General features: G+C 69.9%; 17 protein-coding genes. 1 reads left to right on the top strand and 16 read right to left on the bottom strand.

Going from position 1 to position 15,919, the window contains the following annotated elements; translation table 11 throughout:
• Positions 1–165: 165 nt before the first annotated feature.
• The 14 genes from QRN23_RS10370 to QRN23_RS10435 all read right to left on the bottom strand — a co-directional run bounded on the left by QRN23_RS10370 (position 166) and on the right by QRN23_RS10435 (position 12,932).
• Positions 166–516, bottom strand: a complete 351-nt coding sequence (locus QRN23_RS10370; protein ID WP_192123612.1) for a rhodanese-like domain-containing protein — start codon at positions 514–516, stop codon at positions 166–168.
• Positions 513–1,523, bottom strand: a complete 1,011-nt coding sequence (gene secF, locus QRN23_RS10375; RefSeq protein ID WP_123570107.1) for a protein translocase subunit SecF — start codon at positions 1,521–1,523, stop codon at positions 513–515. The genes QRN23_RS10370 and secF overlap by 4 nt, the downstream gene beginning before the upstream one ends.
• On the bottom strand, positions 1,523–3,286 hold the full coding sequence (gene secD, locus QRN23_RS10380; RefSeq protein WP_056045374.1) for a protein translocase subunit SecD: 1,764 nt from the start codon (positions 3,284–3,286) through the stop codon (positions 1,523–1,525). Before secD ends, secF begins: the two co-directional genes overlap by 1 nt.
• Before the next feature lie 96 nt (positions 3,287–3,382).
• Positions 3,383–3,796: a preprotein translocase subunit YajC gene (locus QRN23_RS10385; RefSeq protein ID WP_123570108.1), complete on the bottom strand. Its 414-nt coding sequence runs from the start codon at positions 3,794–3,796 to the stop codon at positions 3,383–3,385.
• A gap of 79 nt (positions 3,797–3,875) precedes the next feature.
• Positions 3,876–4,901: a Holliday junction branch migration DNA helicase RuvB gene (gene ruvB, locus QRN23_RS10390; protein WP_056045381.1), complete on the bottom strand. Its 1,026-nt coding sequence runs from the start codon at positions 4,899–4,901 to the stop codon at positions 3,876–3,878.
• A complete protein-coding gene (ruvA, locus tag QRN23_RS10395) occupies positions 4,898–5,512 on the bottom strand; it encodes a Holliday junction branch migration protein RuvA (RefSeq protein WP_277959229.1) in 615 nt (204 codons plus the stop codon). Before ruvA ends, ruvB begins: the two co-directional genes overlap by 4 nt.
• The gene (gene ruvC, locus QRN23_RS10400) at positions 5,509–6,084 is read right to left on the bottom strand and encodes a crossover junction endodeoxyribonuclease RuvC (RefSeq protein ID WP_043592720.1); all 576 of its coding nucleotides are present in this window, start codon (positions 6,082–6,084) and stop codon (positions 5,509–5,511) included. Before ruvC ends, ruvA begins: the two co-directional genes overlap by 4 nt.
• Positions 6,085–6,093: 9 nt before the next feature.
• Positions 6,094–6,855: a YebC/PmpR family DNA-binding transcriptional regulator gene (locus QRN23_RS10405; protein ID WP_056045387.1), complete on the bottom strand. Its 762-nt coding sequence runs from the start codon at positions 6,853–6,855 to the stop codon at positions 6,094–6,096.
• Positions 6,856–6,893: 38 nt separating this feature from the next.
• The gene (gene pdxT / locus QRN23_RS10410) at positions 6,894–7,499 is read right to left on the bottom strand and encodes a pyridoxal 5'-phosphate synthase glutaminase subunit PdxT (protein WP_285063502.1); all 606 of its coding nucleotides are present in this window, start codon (positions 7,497–7,499) and stop codon (positions 6,894–6,896) included.
• 22 nt (positions 7,500–7,521) lie between these two features.
• Positions 7,522–8,436 carry a pyridoxal 5'-phosphate synthase lyase subunit PdxS gene (gene pdxS, locus QRN23_RS10415; protein WP_285063503.1) on the bottom strand — a complete coding sequence of 305 codons (915 nt, stop codon included), beginning with the start codon at positions 8,434–8,436 and terminating at the stop codon, positions 7,522–7,524.
• A 23-nt stretch (positions 8,437–8,459) separates the two neighbouring features.
• Positions 8,460–9,044 (bottom strand): HIT family protein, encoded by a 585-nt coding sequence (locus QRN23_RS10420; protein ID WP_502874814.1) that lies wholly within the window; start codon positions 9,042–9,044, stop codon positions 8,460–8,462.
• Between the two features lie 2 nt (positions 9,045–9,046).
• Complete coding sequence (gene thrS / locus QRN23_RS10425; protein ID WP_236557085.1) at positions 9,047–10,984, bottom strand: threonine--tRNA ligase; 1,938 nt, start codon at positions 10,982–10,984, stop codon at positions 9,047–9,049.
• A gap of 194 nt (positions 10,985–11,178) precedes the next feature.
• Positions 11,179–11,628 carry a Fe-S cluster assembly sulfur transfer protein SufU gene (gene sufU, locus QRN23_RS10430; RefSeq protein ID WP_123570113.1) on the bottom strand — a complete coding sequence of 150 codons (450 nt, stop codon included), beginning with the start codon at positions 11,626–11,628 and terminating at the stop codon, positions 11,179–11,181.
• Positions 11,625–12,932: an aminotransferase class V-fold PLP-dependent enzyme gene (locus QRN23_RS10435; protein WP_285063584.1), complete on the bottom strand. Its 1,308-nt coding sequence runs from the start codon at positions 12,930–12,932 to the stop codon at positions 11,625–11,627. Before QRN23_RS10435 ends, sufU begins: the two co-directional genes overlap by 4 nt.
• Positions 12,933–13,154: 222 nt before the next feature.
• Here QRN23_RS10435 and QRN23_RS10440 point away from each other — a divergent pair, with 222 nt between their 5' ends.
• A complete protein-coding gene (locus QRN23_RS10440; protein WP_285063504.1) occupies positions 13,155–14,381 on the top strand; it encodes a cobalamin-independent methionine synthase II family protein in 1,227 nt (408 codons plus the stop codon).
• 78 nt (positions 14,382–14,459) lie between these two features.
• On the opposite strand, the gene QRN23_RS10445 is transcribed toward QRN23_RS10440, so the two are convergent.
• On the bottom strand, positions 14,460–15,263 hold the full coding sequence (locus QRN23_RS10445; protein WP_055972646.1) for an amino acid ABC transporter ATP-binding protein: 804 nt from the start codon (positions 15,261–15,263) through the stop codon (positions 14,460–14,462).
• On the bottom strand, positions 15,253–15,918 hold the full coding sequence (locus QRN23_RS10450; protein WP_055972644.1) for an amino acid ABC transporter permease: 666 nt from the start codon (positions 15,916–15,918) through the stop codon (positions 15,253–15,255). Before QRN23_RS10450 ends, QRN23_RS10445 begins: the two co-directional genes overlap by 11 nt.
• Position 15,919 lies beyond the last annotated feature (1 nt).

Consider the following 15,919-nt stretch of genomic DNA (forward strand, 5'->3'; position numbering starts at 1 on the left):
CCGCAACGAGGCCGTGTTCTGACCGCCGGGCGTCTCGGGCGGTGCGGAGTTGTTCCGTGTGGTGATCTCGGTCACGGCTGCACCTCGTTCTCTCGGGTCGGAGCGCCACCGCCGGCCGTCGTGGTCGGACGTGGACTCCGTGGGGTCAAGGGTACCCGTCGGCCGTCAGTCGACCGACGCCCCGGGGCGGCCGTCGTCTGCCACGACCGTGCCCCCCGCGTCCCGCCAGGCGAGCATCCCACCGACGACGTTGCGGGCGTCCACGCCGACGCCTCGGAGGGCGTCCGTTGCGCGGGCCGACCGCATGCCGGAGTGGCAGACGACGAGGACGGGGCGGTCGGTGGGGACCTCCCCGACCCGTTCGTTCAGCTCGGACAGTGGGATGGACGTCGCGCCGGGCGCATGACCTTCATCCCATTCGTGCGGTTCTCGGACGTCGAGCACGTAGGTGCCGTCGGACAGGGCGTCGATGGCGGCGTCGGCCCCGATCTCGGGTCGACGGTGGTCGCCGATCATGCGCCCACCGTCTCGTCGACGGTGAGGGGCTCGGTCTTCTGTGCCTCGAGCTTGCGGGCATCGCGTTTCGCGATGTCCGGCTCACGGAGGCGGAGCGTGGCGTAGAGCGGTGAGGCGATGAAGATCGTCGAGTAGGTACCGACCAGGATGCCGATGAAGAGCGCCAGGGAGATGTCGCGGAGGGTGCCCGCTCCCAGGACGAATGCCCCGATGAAGAGGATCGCCGCGACGGGGAGGAGCGCCACGACCGACGTGTTGATCGACCGGACCAACGTCTGGTTGACGGCCAGGTTCACGGACTGTCCGAACGTGCGTCGTGAGCCCTCGCCGTCGTCGGCGGTGTTCTCGCGGATCTTGTCGAACACCACCACGGTGTCGTAGAGCGAGTAGCCGAGGATCGTCAGGAAGCCGATGACCGCCGCCGGGGTGACCTCGAAGCCGACGATGCCGTAGATGCCCGCGGTCAGCACGAGGTCGTGCAGCAGGGCTGCCATGGCGGCCAACGACATCTTCCAGGTTCGGAAGTACAGCGTCATGCCGATCGCGGCGAGGATCAGGAAGATCACGAGACCCTTGATGGCCTGGCTCGTGATGTCGGCACCCCATGAGGCACCGATGAAGGACGAGGTCACTCGATCGTCGGGGACGTCGTACGCGGTGGCCAACGCCGCCGCCACGTCGTTCGTCTGAGCGGCTTCCAGCTGCGAGGTCTGCACGCGGATCGTGTCGGTGCCGACCTGGGTGACCCGCGGGTTCGAACCGGGTACGACCTCGTCGACGGTCGTCGTGGCGACGTCCTGGTCGAGTTCGGCCGGCTGGGCGACCTGGAACTCCGACCCACCCGTGAACTCGATGCCGAAGTGGAAGCCGCCGCGGAGGAACGGGACGGTGACCGAGATGAGGATGACCAGGGCGGCGATCCAGTACCAGCGGCGGCGGTGGCCGACGATGTCGTACGACCGGGCACCCGTGTAGAGGTCGTTGCCGAATTTCGAGAAACTGGCCATCAGGAGTCCTTCTTCCCTTCACCGGCGGTCGACGAGTCGACGCGCTCGGTGTTCTTCTCGGCGGCTTTGCGCTCGGCGATGGTCTGACGCTTGACGGCCTCGCGACCGCCCGCTTGCTTGCGGCCGACGACGGCCGGGGTTCGGAACTGCGCCCGCCCCCGGTAGACGGCGCCGAGGGCGCGTGGGTTGAGCCCGCTGAACGAGTGGCCTTCGCCGAAGAACCGCGTCCGGGCGATGAGCTGGAGCATGGGGTGGGTGAACAGCGAGACCACGATCAGGTCGATCACCGTGGTGATGCCCAAGGTGAGCGCGAAGCCCTTGACGTTGCCGACCGCGAGGATGAAGAGCGTGATGGCCGCCAGGAAGTTCACCGTGTCGGACGCGATGATCGTGCGGATGGCGCGCTTCCAGCCCGATTCGACGGCGCTCTCGAGGATGCGACCGTCGCGGAGTTCGTCCCGGATGCGTTCGAAGTAGACGATGAATGAGTCGGCCGTGATGCCGATGGCCACGATCAGACCGGTCACCCCCGCCAGCGAGAGGCGGTAGCCCTCTCGCCAGGACAGGATGGCGATCACGAGGTAGGTGAGCACGGCGGCGATGACCAGCGACAGGACGGTCACGAAGGCGAGGGCCCGGTACTGGATCAGCGAGTAGATGACCACCAGGATCAGGCCGATGAGGCCGGCGATCAGGCCGCTGATCAGCTGGGTCTGTCCGAGGGTCGCGGTGATCGTCTCGTTGCTCTGGACCGAGAAGCTGAGCGGGAGGGCACCGAACTTCAGCTGGTCGGCGAGGGTCTTCGAGGAGTCCTGCGTGAACTGGCCCGTGATCTGGGCCCGGCCGTCGGTGATGGCGGCGTTCGCGGACGGCGCCGTGATGACCTGGTTGTCGAGGGTCACGGCGAACTGGTTCTGCGGCGCCTGCAACGAGACGAGGCGCGAGGTGACCTGGGAGAACCGGTCGGTGCCCTGGCCGTTGAACTCGAGGTTCACGGCCCAGGTGTTCGTCGAGTTGCCCTGCGAGTCGGCGGCGAGGCCGTTCGTGGCGTCGCTGATGTCGGAACCCTGCACCTCGACCGGGCCGAGGATGTACTTGGCCGTGCCGTCGGTGGAGCAGGTGACCAGTGGCTCGTCGTCACGGGCCGTGGCCAGGTCGTTCTCGGCCGCGCAGTCGTAGTTCTGGTAGAGGTCGGCGAGTTGGGGGGTGATCCACGCCAGGTCGGACGCGTTCGTCGGGGACGCGGTCGGCGTGCTCTCGAGCTCGGGGTTGGGGGTGTAGGGCGTGGCGCTCGGGCTGGCAGTGGCGCCGTCGCCTTCTCCGCCGACCGCGGCGTTCGAGACCGCCTCGGTGTAGAGCACGGGGCGGAAGGTCAGCTTGGCCGACGCCTCGATGCGTTCGAGGGTCGCGTTGTCGGGTCGTCCGGGGATGGACACGACGATGTTCTGCGTGCCCTGCTTGGTGATCTCGGATTCCGAGACGCCGGCCGAGTCGATGCGCTGCCGAATGATCGTGACCGCCTGGTCCAGCTGCTCCGACGACACCGTCTCGCCGCTCTGGAGCTGGGCCGCCAGGGTGATCTGCGTGCCGCCCTGCAGGTCGAGGGCCAGTTCGGGTACCCAACTCGCTCCGTTCCACCACCCGTCACGACCGGAGTCGTTCAGGAACGTGGCCGTGCCGTTCAGGGCCGTGAGGCCGGCGATGATGACCAACAACCAGGTCAGGGATCGTATTGCTTTCTTCACCGGCGTCGAGCGTGCCACGGAGGAACTCTGCTTTCTCATGGGAGCGCGCGCTCACGTGGAGCGCGCGCCGTGGATCGGACCCGGCCGCGCCAGGCGGCCGAGGCGGTCGTCGGGTCAGGCCTTGGTGTCGGAGTCCTTGGCGACCGTCGAGTCGACCGGGGCGGACGTGGCGCGTTCACCGAACTCGGGAGCGTCGTCGATGACGCGGTCGTGCTCGGTGGAGCCGTCGGCCAGCGAGTCGGCGTCGTCGGCGACGGGCTCGTCGATGACCGGTTCGACGACGCGACCCAGGGTCTGACGGTGGACCTTGAGGACGGTGCCGGGCGAGACCTCGACCTCGGCGACGTTGTTCTCGTCGTCGATGGAGACGACGGTGCCGTAGACGCCGAACGAGAGCATGACCTCGACGCCGGGGACGAGCTTGTTCTGCAGTTCGGCCTGCTGACGGTCGCGCTTCTTCTTGTTGCGGAACATGAAGACGACGAGGACCACCAGGAGGAGGACCATGATGAGGGTTGCGGGATCCATGCGGAACTCCCTTTCGCTGTTGGGGGTGTGGGCCGAGCGGGACTCGCTTCAGCGAGCGAAGGCCTCGGACCTGCAGGAATTATAGGTCATCGCCGAAGAGCGCCCCTGAGGCGTGCGCCAGACCGAAGTGCCGCCAGGCCTCGGGAGTGGCGATGCGTCCCCGCGGCGTGCGGGTGAGCAGGCCCACCCGGACGAGGAACGGCTCGACGACCGACTCGATCGTGTCGGCTTCTTCTCCCACCGAGACCGCAAGGGTGTTGAGGCCGACGGGTCCGCCGCCGAACCGGGTCAGCACCGTGCGGACGACCTCACGGTCGAGCCGGTCGAGCCCCAGCGAATCGACGTCGTAGAGATCGAGCGCTTCGCGCACGGTCGTCAGGTCGGCATCCCGCCCGTGGACGAGCGCGTAGTCGCGGACGCGTCGGAGCAGGCGGTTCGCGATGCGAGGCGTGCCCCGGCACCGTCCGGCGATCTCGGCCAGGGCGGCACCGTCGATGACGATGCCGAGGAGGGACGCCGCCCGGCGGAGGACCTCGGTCAGCTCGGCCTCGTCGTAGAACTCGAGGTGCGCCGTGAAGCCGAACCGGTCGCGCAGGGGGTTGGGCAGCAGTCCGCTGCGGGTGGTCGCACCGACGAGCGTGAAGGGCGACAACTCGAGGGGGATGCTGGTCGCTCCTGCCCCCTTGCCCACCATGATGTCGATCCGGTAGTCCTCCATCGCGAGGTACAGCATCTCTTCGGCCGGCCGTGCCATGCGATGGATCTCGTCGATGAAGAGCACCTCCCCCGGCACGAGCGCCGAGAGGACCGCGGCCAGGTCGCCCGCGTGCTGGATCGCGGGACCCGACGACATCCGCAACGGCCGAGCCCCTTCGTGGGCCACGATCATGGCCAGGGTCGTCTTGCCGAGCCCGGGCGGTCCGGCGAGCAGGATGTGGTCGGGGGTGCGGCCCTGCATCGTCGCGGCCTTGAGCAGCAGCTCGAGCTGGCCCCGCACCTTGGACTGCCCGACGAACTCGCCGAGCGAGGTGGGCCGCAGCGCCCCTTCGAAGGCCAGCTCGGCCTCGGACTCGAGCGTGGGACGGGTCAGGTCGTCGTCGCTCACGCTCGGGACCCGGTGGACTTCTGCGGACCGAGGTGACCGAGTGCGGCACGCAGCAACTGCGGCACGGCCACCGCGACGGCGTCGCCACGGTCCGCCACGACGGCGTCGATGGCGGCCTGCGCCTCACGGTCGGACCACCCGAGCCCGACCAACGCGACGAGCACGTCGGCAGCCGTCGTCGACGCCGCCGTGACGGTCGGCGCGGTCGGTGCCACGTCGAGCTTGCCGGTGAGCGAGAGGACGATGAGCTTGGCCGTCTTCGGCCCGATGCCCGAGACGCGTCGGAACGCGGCGTCGTCGTCGTCGGCGACGGCGGTGGCGACCTGATGGGGCGTGAGCGTCGACAGCACGCCCTGGGCCGACTTCGGGCCGACGCCGGTGACGCTGCGGAGCAGGTCGAAGACCTCGAGTTCTTCGCGGTCGGCGAAGCCGAAGAGCGAGAGGTCGTCTTCTCGGACGATCAACGCCGTGTGGACGAGCGCCTGCTCGCCGACGCGGACCGTCAGTGCGAGCTGTGGGGTGACCGAGACGCGGAGGCCCACCCCGCCGACCTCGACCACGACCGATGTGCCGGACGCGGACAGGACGGTACCGCGGACACTCGAGATCATGCCCCCAGCCTAGGAGTGCGCACCGACTTCTCGGCGTCGCGCCACGCTCGCTGGGCCGGCGTGAGGGAACCCGAGGAGGCGCGGGCAGCGACGGGCGCACCCCGCCAGGCATGGCAGATGGCCAGGGCCAGGGCGTCGGCGGCGTCCGCCGGCCGGGGCGCCTCGGCCAGCCCGAGCAACCGGGCGACCATCGTCCCGACCTGCTTCTTGTCGGCCGACCCGTACCCGGTCACGGCAGCCTTCACCTCGGACGGCGTGTGCAGCGTGACGGGGATCTCGCGTTCGGCTGCGGCACGCAGGGCGAGGCCGCTGACCTGTGCCACCCCCATGACGCTGCGGACGTTCTGTTGGGCGAAGACCCGCTCGATCGCCATGGCGTCCGGCCGGTGCTCGTCGATGAGCGCCTCGAGACCGCGACCCAGGGCGAGGAGACGCAACTCGAGGGCGAGGTCGGGGGCGGTGCGGATGACCTGCACGTCGACCAGGGTCGCACGCCGCTGGGCGTCGACCTCGACCACCCCGACCCCGCATCGGGTGAGCCCGGGGTCGATGCCGAGCACCCGGAGGGTCACCGCGGCGGCCTATTCTTCGTCGTCGAGCGCGGCCTGCACGTCGGCGGGGACGTCGTGGTTCGCGTAGACGTTCTGCACGTCGTCGTCGTCGTCGAGGGCGTCGATGAGTCGGAAGACCTTGCGCGCCGTCTCGAGGTCGACCTCGATCTTGAGCCCGGGCACGAACTCGATGTCGGCCGAGTCGTAGTCGATGCCGGCGTCCTGGAGGGCCGAACGGGCCGGGACCAGGTCGGAGGCCTCGGTGACGATCTCGAAGCCTTCACCACGATCGGTGACCTCTTCGGCTCCGGCGTCGAGGACGGCGGCGAGGACGTCGTCTTCGGTGAGGTCGTCCGTCTTCATGACGGCGATGACGCCCTTGCGGCTGAAGTTGTAGGCCACGCTGCCGGGGTCGGCCATGGTGCCGCCGTTGCGCGACATCACCGTACGGACGTTGGCGGCCGCGCGGTTCTTGTTGTCGGTGAGGCACTCGATCAACAACGCGACGCCGTTGGGGCCGTACCCCTCGTACATGATCGTCTGGTAGTCGACGCTCTCGCCGCTGAGACCGGCACCGCGCTTGACGGCCCGGTCGATGTTGTCGTTGGGGACCGAGGTCTTCTTGGCCTTCTGGACGGCGTCGACCAGCGTGGGGTTGCCGGACATGTCGGCCCCGCCCTGCTTGGCCGCGACCTCGATGTTCTTGATGAGCTTGGCGAACGACTTGGCACGTCGACTGTCGATGACGGCCTTCTTGTGCTTGGTCGTTGCCCACTTGGAATGCCCGGACACGGTGCTCCTTCAGACTGCTGACGTGGATCGCGACGAGTCTACCGCGACGCCCGCGCGCGGGCCTTGTCGAGGAACCGCGAGTGGAACCGCAGGTCGTCGGTGACCTCCGGGTGGAACGAGGTGCCCATCAGAGGACCCTGCTCGACGGCGACGACCCGGCCGTCCTCGAGGACGCCGATCGCCGTCGCGGCCGGCCCGACCGCGTCGACCACCGGGGCACGGATGAAGACCGCGTGCACGGGTGGACCGTCGAGCACGGGGACGTGGACGTCGGTCTCGAACGAGTCGGTCTGCGAGCCGAACGCGTTGCGCCGGACCGAGACGTCGAGGCCCCCGATGCTCTGCTGGCCGGGGATGCCGTCGACGATGCGGTCCGCGAGCATGATGAGGCCGGCGCAGGTGCCGTATACGGGCAACCCCGAGCCGATCGCCCGTCGGAGCGGCCCGTCCAGGTCGAACATCCGCGACAGCTTGTCCATGACGCTGGACTCGCCGCCCGGGATCACGAGACCGTCGATCTCGTCGAGCTCGGAGGCTCGGCGTACGGGGACGGCCTCGGCCCCCAGCGAGGTCAGGACGGCCAGGTGTTCACGGAAATCGCCTTGCAGGGCCAGGACGCCGACCCGGGGCGTTCGGTCGGGCATCACCGACGATCGACCGCCGAGGTCACCAGCCGCGCTCGGCGAGGCGGTGCGGTGCGGGGAGGTCGGGCACGTTGATGCCGACCATCGCCTCGCCGAGACCGCGCGACGCGTCGGCCACGACCTGGGGGTCGTCGAAGAAGGTGGTGGCCTTGACGATCGCCTTGGCACGGTCGGCCGGGTTGCCCGACTTGAAGATGCCCGAACCGACGAAGACGCCGTCGGCACCGAGCTGCATCATGAGCGCCGCGTCGGCGGGTGTCGCGACGCCGCCCGCGGTGAAGAGGACGACGGGGAGCTTGCCGGTCTCGGCGATCTCTTTCACGAGCTCGAAGGGAGCCTGCAGTTCTTTCGCGGCGACGTAGAGCTCGTCGGACTTGAGCCCACGGAGCTGGGCGATCTCTTTCGAGATCGTGCGGATGTGCTTGGTGGCCTCGGACACGTCACCGGTGCCGGCCTCGCCCTTGGAGCGGATCATGGCCGCGCCCTCGGTGATGCGACGCAGCGCCTCGCCCAGGTTGGTGGCCCCGCAGACGAAGGGGACGGTGAAGTTCCACTTGTCGATGTGGTTGACGTAGTCGGCCGGGCTCAGCACCTCGGACTCGTCGATGTAGTCCACGCCGAGGGTCTGGAGGATCTGGGCCTCGACGAAGTGGCCGATGCGGGCCTTCGCCATGACGGGGATCGAGACCGCCGTCACGATCTCGTCGATCATGTCGGGGTCGCTCATGCGGGCGACACCGCCCTGGGACCGGATGTCGGCGGGAACGCGCTCGAGGGCCATGACGGCCACGGCCCCGGCGTCTTCGGCGATCTTCGCCTGCTCGACGTTGACGACGTCCATGATGACGCCGCCCTTGAGCATCTCGGCGAGACCGCGCTTGACGCGGCTCGAACCGGTGGTGGAGGACTGGTGGGAGGCAGGGGTCGTGTCGCTCATGATGGCCCCTATCTTAGGCCCGATCAGACCGCCGACGCCGCCGTCGGCGTCGTGCCGTCGCCGTCCCTCGGCCAGGCCTCGGAGACCGCGACGCGGACGTCGCCGAGCAGCTGCGTGACGGCCTTCGTCTGAGCGATGATCGGGAAGAAGTTCGAGTCGCCGCCGTAGCGCGGCACCACGTGTTGGTGCAGGTGGGCCGCGATGCCGGCGCCGCCGACCTGCCCCTGGTTCATGCCGATGTTGAAGCCCTGTGCGTGGGACACCTGCGTGAGGACCCGCATGGCGATCTGGGTCAGGGACGCGATCTCGGCCACCTCGTCGGGGGTGGCGAGGTCGTAGGTGGAGACGTGCCGGTACGGGCAGACCAGCAGGTGCCCCGGGTTGTAGGGGTAGAGGTTGAGCAACACGTAGGCGTGTTCGCCCCGAGCCACGATGAGCGCCTCGTCGTCCGACCTCGAGGGGGCACTGCAGAACGGGCAGGAGTCGTCGTGGGCGCCCTGGCCCGCCTCGACGTAGACGGCGCGGTGCGGCGTCCAGAGTCGCTGGAACGCGTCGGGGACCGCGGCGAAGTCGGCGGAGGACTCGGCCGCGGACCCGTCGGCGACCACGCTCAGACCTGGGCCTTGGTCTCGATGGCCGCGACGATCTTGGCGATCGCCTCGTCGAGCGGCACGCCGTTCTCCTGTGAGCCGTCCCGGTAGCGGAAGCTGACGGCCCCGGCCGCGCGGTCGTCCTCGCCGGCGATCAACTGGAACGGCACCTTGGCCTTGGTGTGCGTGCGGATCTTCTTCGGCATGCGGTCGTCGCTGTGGTCGACCTGCGCCCGGACGCCGACCTCGCGCAGACGTGCCACGACGCCGTCGAGGTAGTCGCCGTACTCGTCGGCGACGGGGATCGCCACGACCTGGACGGGCGCCAGCCAGACCGGGAAGGCCCCGGCGTAGTGCTCGGTGAGCACGCCGAAGAAGCGCTCGATCGAACCGAACAACGCCCGGTGGATCATGACCGGACGCTGACGCGACCCATCGGCAGCCGTGTACTCGAGGTCGAAGCGCTCGGGCAGGTTGAAGTCGAGCTGCACCGTCGACATCTGCCAGGTGCGTCCGATCGCGTCGCGTGCCTGGACCGAGATCTTCGGCCCGTAGAACGCCGCGCCGGCCGGGTCGGGTACGAGTTCGAGGCCGGTCTCTTCTGCGACCTGCCTCAGCGTCGCCGTCGCCTCGTCCCAGGTGGCGTCGTCGCCCACGTACTTCTCGGGGTCCTTGGTGGACAGCTCGAGGTAGAAGTCGTCGAGGCCGTAGTCGCGCAGCAGGCTGAGGACGAAGTCGAGCGTGCCCTTGAGCTCGGCCGCCATGTCGTCACGGGTGGTGAAGATGTGCGCGTCGTCCTGGGTCATGCCGCGCACGCGGGTGAGCCCGTGGATGACGCCGGACTTCTCGTTGCGGTACACGGTGCCGAACTCGAACAGGCGCTGTGGCAGGTCACGGTAGGACTTGGCCGACGAACGGTACGCCAGGATGTGCATCGGACAGTTCATCGGCTTGAGGTAGTAGTCCGCACCCTGACGGGTGATCTCGCCCTCGTCGTTGCGTGCCTCGTCGAGGTGCATCGCCGGGAACATGCCGTCCTTGTACCAGCCCAGGTGGCCCGAGGTCTCGAACAGGGCCGCCTTGGTGATGTGCGGCGTGTAGACGAACTCGTACCCGGCCTTCTCGTGGCGTTCGCGCGAGTAGTCCTCCATCTGGCGACGGATGATGCCGCCCTTCGGGTGGAAGATCGCGAGACCCGAGCCGATCTCGTCGGGGAACGAGAAGAGGTCGAGCTCGGCGCCGAGCTTGCGGTGGTCGCGCTTGGCGGCCTCCTCGAGTCGGGCCTGGTAGGCGCGCAGGTCGTCCTTGGTGGGCCACGCCGTGCCGTAGATGCGCTGCAGCTGGGGGTTCTTCTCGGACCCGCGCCAGTAGGCGGCCGCCACGCGCATCAGCTTCGTGGCGTTGCCGAGGAGGCGCGTGCTGGGCACGTGGGGACCGCGGCAGAGGTCGAACCAGACGACCTCGCCGGTCTTCGGGTCGAGGTTGTCGTAGACCGTGAGCTCGGCCCCGCCCACCTCGACCGACTCGCCGTCGGCGCCGAGCTCGTCGGCCGACCCGCCCTTGAGCCCGATGAGCTCGAGCTTGAACGGTTCGTGGGCGAGCAGCTCGCGGGCCTCGTCGTCGGTCACGACGCGACGACGGAAGCGCTGGCCCTGACGGATGATGCGCTCCATGCCCTTCTCGATGGCCTTGAGGTCGTCGGGGGTGAAGGGCTCCGCGACGTCGAAGTCGTAGTAGAAGCCGTCGGTGACGGGCGGTCCGATGCCGAGCCTGGCCTCGGGGTTGATCTGCTGCACCGCCTGGGCCATCACGTGCGCAGCCGAGTGCCGGAGGATGGCCAGGCCGTCGGGCGAGTCGATCGTGATCGGCTCGGCCACGTCGCCCGCGTGCAGTTCGGTCGCGAGGTCGCGGAGTTCGCCGGACACGCGGACGGCCACGACCGACTTGTCGGTGAACAGCTCGGAGCCGGTCGTCGTCGCGGTGGCCTCGACGGCCGAGAGGCCGGGCGCGGCTGAGGAGGCGGTCGGGTCGATGTCGGTCTGGTCGGACACGGCGGTGGTTCCTATCGTCGAGGGGCGGGGACCACTTTAGTCGCCGACCGACCGCCGACCGGCCGACCAGGGCCTCGACGGGCGACGAGGCCCGGGTCGGCTCAGACGGCGCGCAGTTCGGTCGAACAGGCCTCCGCCGCGACCCACGCGAGCATGCCGCACTTCACCCTCATGACGAACTTCGAGACACCGTGGAACACGACCGCGTCGCCGAGGACCTCGTCGTCGGGCTCCCCGGCGCCCCGGGACCGCATCATCTCGCGGAACTCCCCGACGAGTGCGTCGAGCTCGGTCAGCGTGCGACCCGGAGCCAGCTGCGCCAGCACCGAGGCGGAGGCCATCGAGATGCTGCAGCCGGCGCCCTGCCAGCGGAGGTCGGCGATGCGGTCGGTCCCGGGCTCGAGGGCGACGCGGACGGTGATCTCGTCACCGCAGGTCGGGTTGCGTTCGTGGTGCTGCGCGTCGGCCCCGGGCAGCTCGCCGTCGCCGTGCCGCGCCTTGGCGTGGTCGAGGATGACCTGCTGGTACAGGCCGTCGAGGGCGGCGCTCACCGCGCCTCCTCGACCTTCTCGTCGACGGGCTCCGGGCCGACGACGCCGAAGTAGCCGCGGACCTCGGCGATCCCGGCGACCAGCCGGTCGACCTCGTCGCTCGACGAGTACAGGTAGGTGCTGGCCCGCGTCGTGGCCGTCACCCCGAGACGACGGTGCAGTGGCTGGGCGCAGTGGTGGCCGACCCGCACGGCGACGCCGCGCGCGTCGAGGAACTGGCCGACGTCGTGGGCGTGCACCCCGTCGACGACGAAGCTGGCGAGTCCCGATCGCGGCACGCCGGCCGGCGGACCCACGACCGTGACGCCGTCGACGGCCTCGAGGCCGCGGACGAGCAGGTCGGCGAGGGCCTCCTCGTGGGCGCGCACCCGGTCCATGCCGACGGCGTCGAGGTAGCGCACGGCCTCGGCCAGGGCGACGGCCTGGGACACGGGCTGCGTGCCGGCCTCGAAGCGCTGCGGAGCGGGGAGGTACTCGGAGCCCTCCATCGTCACCGTCGTGATCATCGAGCCGCCGGTCCGGAACGGCGGCAGGGCGTTCAGCAGCTCGGCCCGGCCGTAGAGGACGCCGATGCCCGTGGGCCCCAGCATCTTGTGGCCCGAGAATGCGGCGAAGTCGACGTCGAGGTCGTGGAGGTCGACGGGGCGGTGCGGGACCGACTGGCAGGCGTCGAGGACGACGAGGGCGCCGACGTCGTGCGCCAGCGCCACCAGCTCGGCGACGGGCGCGACGAGGCCGGTGACGTTCGAGACGTGGGCGAAGGCGAGGAGGCGCGTGCGGGGTCCGATCACGGCGGCCGCGTCGGCGGTGGTCCAGGTGCCGTCATCGCGGACCGGCACGAATCGCAGGCTGGCACCGGTCGTCGCGGCGAGTTCTTGCCACGGGACGAGGTTCGCGTGGTGTTCGGCCTCGGTGACGACGATCTCGTCGCCGGGCGCGAGGGCGAAGCGTCGCGCGGCCTCACCACCCCGCCCGTGCGTCGCGTTCGCGACGCCGTACGCGACGAGGTTGAGGGCGTCGGTGGCGTTGGAGGTCCAGACGATCTCGTCGACGTCGGCACCGACGAAGCGGGCGACCGTCTCGCGCGCCTCTTCGTAGGCCTCGGTCGACAGGGCGGCGAGCGTGTGGGCGCCCCGGTGCACGGCCGAGTTCGTCGTCTCGAGGAAGCGCCGCTCGGCGTCGAGCACGGACGCCGGCCGTTGGGCGGTCGCCCCCGAGTCGAGGTAAGCGAGCGGCTCGCCGTTGACGTCCTGCCCGAGGAGCGGGAAGTCGGCGCGCAGACGGCGGGCGTCGTCGTCGGACAGCCCCGGACGGTGGGTGGATGGTGCGGAGGAGGTGGTGGTCACGGTGTCCCTTCCCGTCGATCGTACCGAGACCCCCCGAGGGGCCCGGCTCCGGCCGACACGGGACGCAACGGCCGACGGCCGCCCGATGTTCCCGAGCGCACGGCTGTGACGTCCCGTGTCGTGCCCGTCGCACTCGTCCGGGGTCGGGGGCCAGAGTGGTGGCGACGAACGGAGCACCCCATGACGACCACCCCCGGCCGCATCGAGACCACCCACGCGGGAAGCCTGCCGCGCACGCCCGAGCTGATCGCCGCGAACGACGCACGCGCCCTCGGCGAGGACGGCTTCACCCTCGAGCGCACCCCCGAGTTCGACGCCCTGCTGACCGACGCCGTCGTCGATCTCGTCCGGCGCCAGAGCGATCTCGGCATCACCATCGTCGGCGACGGCGAGTACGGGAAGGCCATGACGAGCGCGGTCGACTACGGCGCCTGGTGGTCGTACTCGTTCCAGAGGGTCGGCGGGCTGTCGCTGACCGGGTCGGACGTCTTCAGCCAGCCGGCCGTGCGGTCCTCGCCCGGCGACGTACGACTGACGTCGTTCCCCGACCGCCGGGACTGGCGGGCCTTCCACGACGCCTACACCGACCCGACCTCGGGCATCGGCACGGGCTCGGGTGCCACGCCGTTCCCGAGCACGACGGGACCCCTGGCCTACGTCGGACACGCCGCCATCGCCTCGGACATCGCCAACCTGAAGGCCGGGCTCGAGGCGAGCGGTTCGACCTCGGGCTTCCTCACGTCGTTGTCCCCGGGCAGCGGTGCCCGCATCGCCAACGACTTCTACGCCACCGAGGAGGAGCACATCTGGGCCTGGGCCGAGGTGCTGCGCGAGGAGTACACGGCGATCGTCGAGGCCGGCCTGACCGTCCAGATCGACGACCCCTCGATCGCCGAGAACTGGGACCAGATCAACCCGGAGCCGAGCGTCGAGGACTACCGGGCGTTCACCCGAATCCGCGTCGAGGCGCTCAACCACGCCCTCCGCGGCCTGCCGCCGGAGCACGTGCGCTTCCACCTCTGTTGGGGCTCGTGGCACGGTCCCCACACGACCGACGTCGAGTTCCGTCACATCGTCGACCTCATGCTCGAGATCGACGCCGGCTCGTACTCGTTCGAGGCGGCCAACGTCCGTCACGAGCACGAGTGGAAGCTCTGGCGCGACGTCGAGCTGCCGACCGGCAAGACGATCGTGCCGGGTGTCGTCAGCCACGCCACGAACGTGGTCGAACACCCCGAACTCGTGGCCGACCGCATCGAACGGTTCGCCTCGCTGGTCGGCCCCGAGAACGTCGTCGCCTCGACCGACTGCGGCCTGGGCGGTCGCATCCACCCGCAGATCGCGGTGGCCAAGCTGGCCTCGCTCGGCGAGGGCGCGCGCATCGCCTCGCACCGCCTGTTCGGCTGAGCGTCCGCGGGGTGACGACCCGCGCCTCCTGGTCCGGTGGACGAGGAGGCGCGGGTCGACTCGCGAGCGGACGCCCCGTCAGTCGTCGAGCGGCTTGAGCACCCGCCGCAGGAACTGCTGCGTGCGGGCCTCGCGCGGGCGGGACAGCACGTCGGCGGGACGGCCCCGCTCGACGACGACACCGGCGTCCATGAAGAGCAGCTCGTCGGCCACCCGGCGGGCGAACTCGAGCTCGTGGGTGACGACGATCATCGTCCAGCCCTCGTCGGCGAGTTCTTTGACGACCGTGAGGACGTCGCCGACCAGTTCGGGGTCGAGGGCCGAGGTCGGCTCGTCGAAGAGCAGCAGTTCGGGCCGCAGCGCGAGTGCGCGCACGATGCCGACGCGCTGCTGCTGGCCGCCCGAGAGCTCGGACGGGTAGGCGTCGGCCTTCTCGGCGAGGCCCACCCGCGCGAGGAGCGCCTCGGCCTCGGCCCGCGCCTCCTTCGGATCGCGTCCCTGGACGCGCACCGGGCCCTCGACGACGTTCTGCAGCACCGTGAGGTGCGGGAACAGGTTGAAGTGCTGGAACACCATCGACGACCGGTCGCGCAGGGCGAGCAGGTCGCGCTTGCCGACCTTGGCCCCGAAGTCGATCGACCGACCGTCGGAGAGCGTGACGACTCCCCCGTCGGGCACCTCGAGGCTGTTGAGCGACCGCAGCACGGTCGTCTTGCCCGACCCCGAGGGGCCGATGATCGCGACGACGCGTCCACGCCGCACCTCGAGGTCGATGCCGCGCAGCACCTCGTTCGCGCCGAACGCCTTGTGCAGGCCGCGGACGGTCAGCACGGGGGCACCGGTCGCCCCGGAGGGCCGTGGCGGGGTGACGTCAGCGGGCAACGTGGCGGTCCAATCTCTTCTCGAGGGCGTCCTGCCCGAACGACAGGATCAGGCAGATCACCCAGTAGACCAGGGCGGCCTCGAGGTAGATGAGCAGGAACTGGTTCGAGACCGTCGCGATCTGCTGCGCCTGACGGAAGAGCTCGACGACGAGGATGACACTCGCCAACGAGGTGTCCTTGACCAGGCTGATGAAGGTGTTCGACAGCGGCGGCACCGAGACGCGGGCCGCCTGCGGCAGGATGATCCGCCGCAGGGCGAGCCCCCGCGACATGCCGATCGTGTGGGCGGCCTCCCATTGACCCTTGGGCACCGAGAGGATCGCGGCCCGGATGACCTCGGCGGCGTACCCGCCGACGTTCAGCGAGAACGCGATGATCGCGCTCGGCCAGGGATCGAGCCTGACGCCGATCGACGGCAGCCCGTAGAAGACGACGAAGAGCTGCACGAGCAGGGGCGTGCCCCGGATGATCGAGATGTACACCCGGGCGATGCCCGCGAGCACCGCCTTGCCCGACAGGCGCATGAGCGCGATGACGACGGCGATGACCAGCCCGATCGCCATCGACGCGAAGGCGAGCGGGATCGACGCCACGAGCGCCCCCGACACGATCGGCCAGAGCGACCGCAAGAAGAGGTCGAGGGAGGACTGCACG

Source organism: Frigoribacterium sp. ME-P-080 (genome assembly GCF_030209595.1).
In the GTDB taxonomy this organism is placed as follows: Bacteria; Actinomycetota; Actinomycetes; order Actinomycetales; family Microbacteriaceae; genus Frigoribacterium.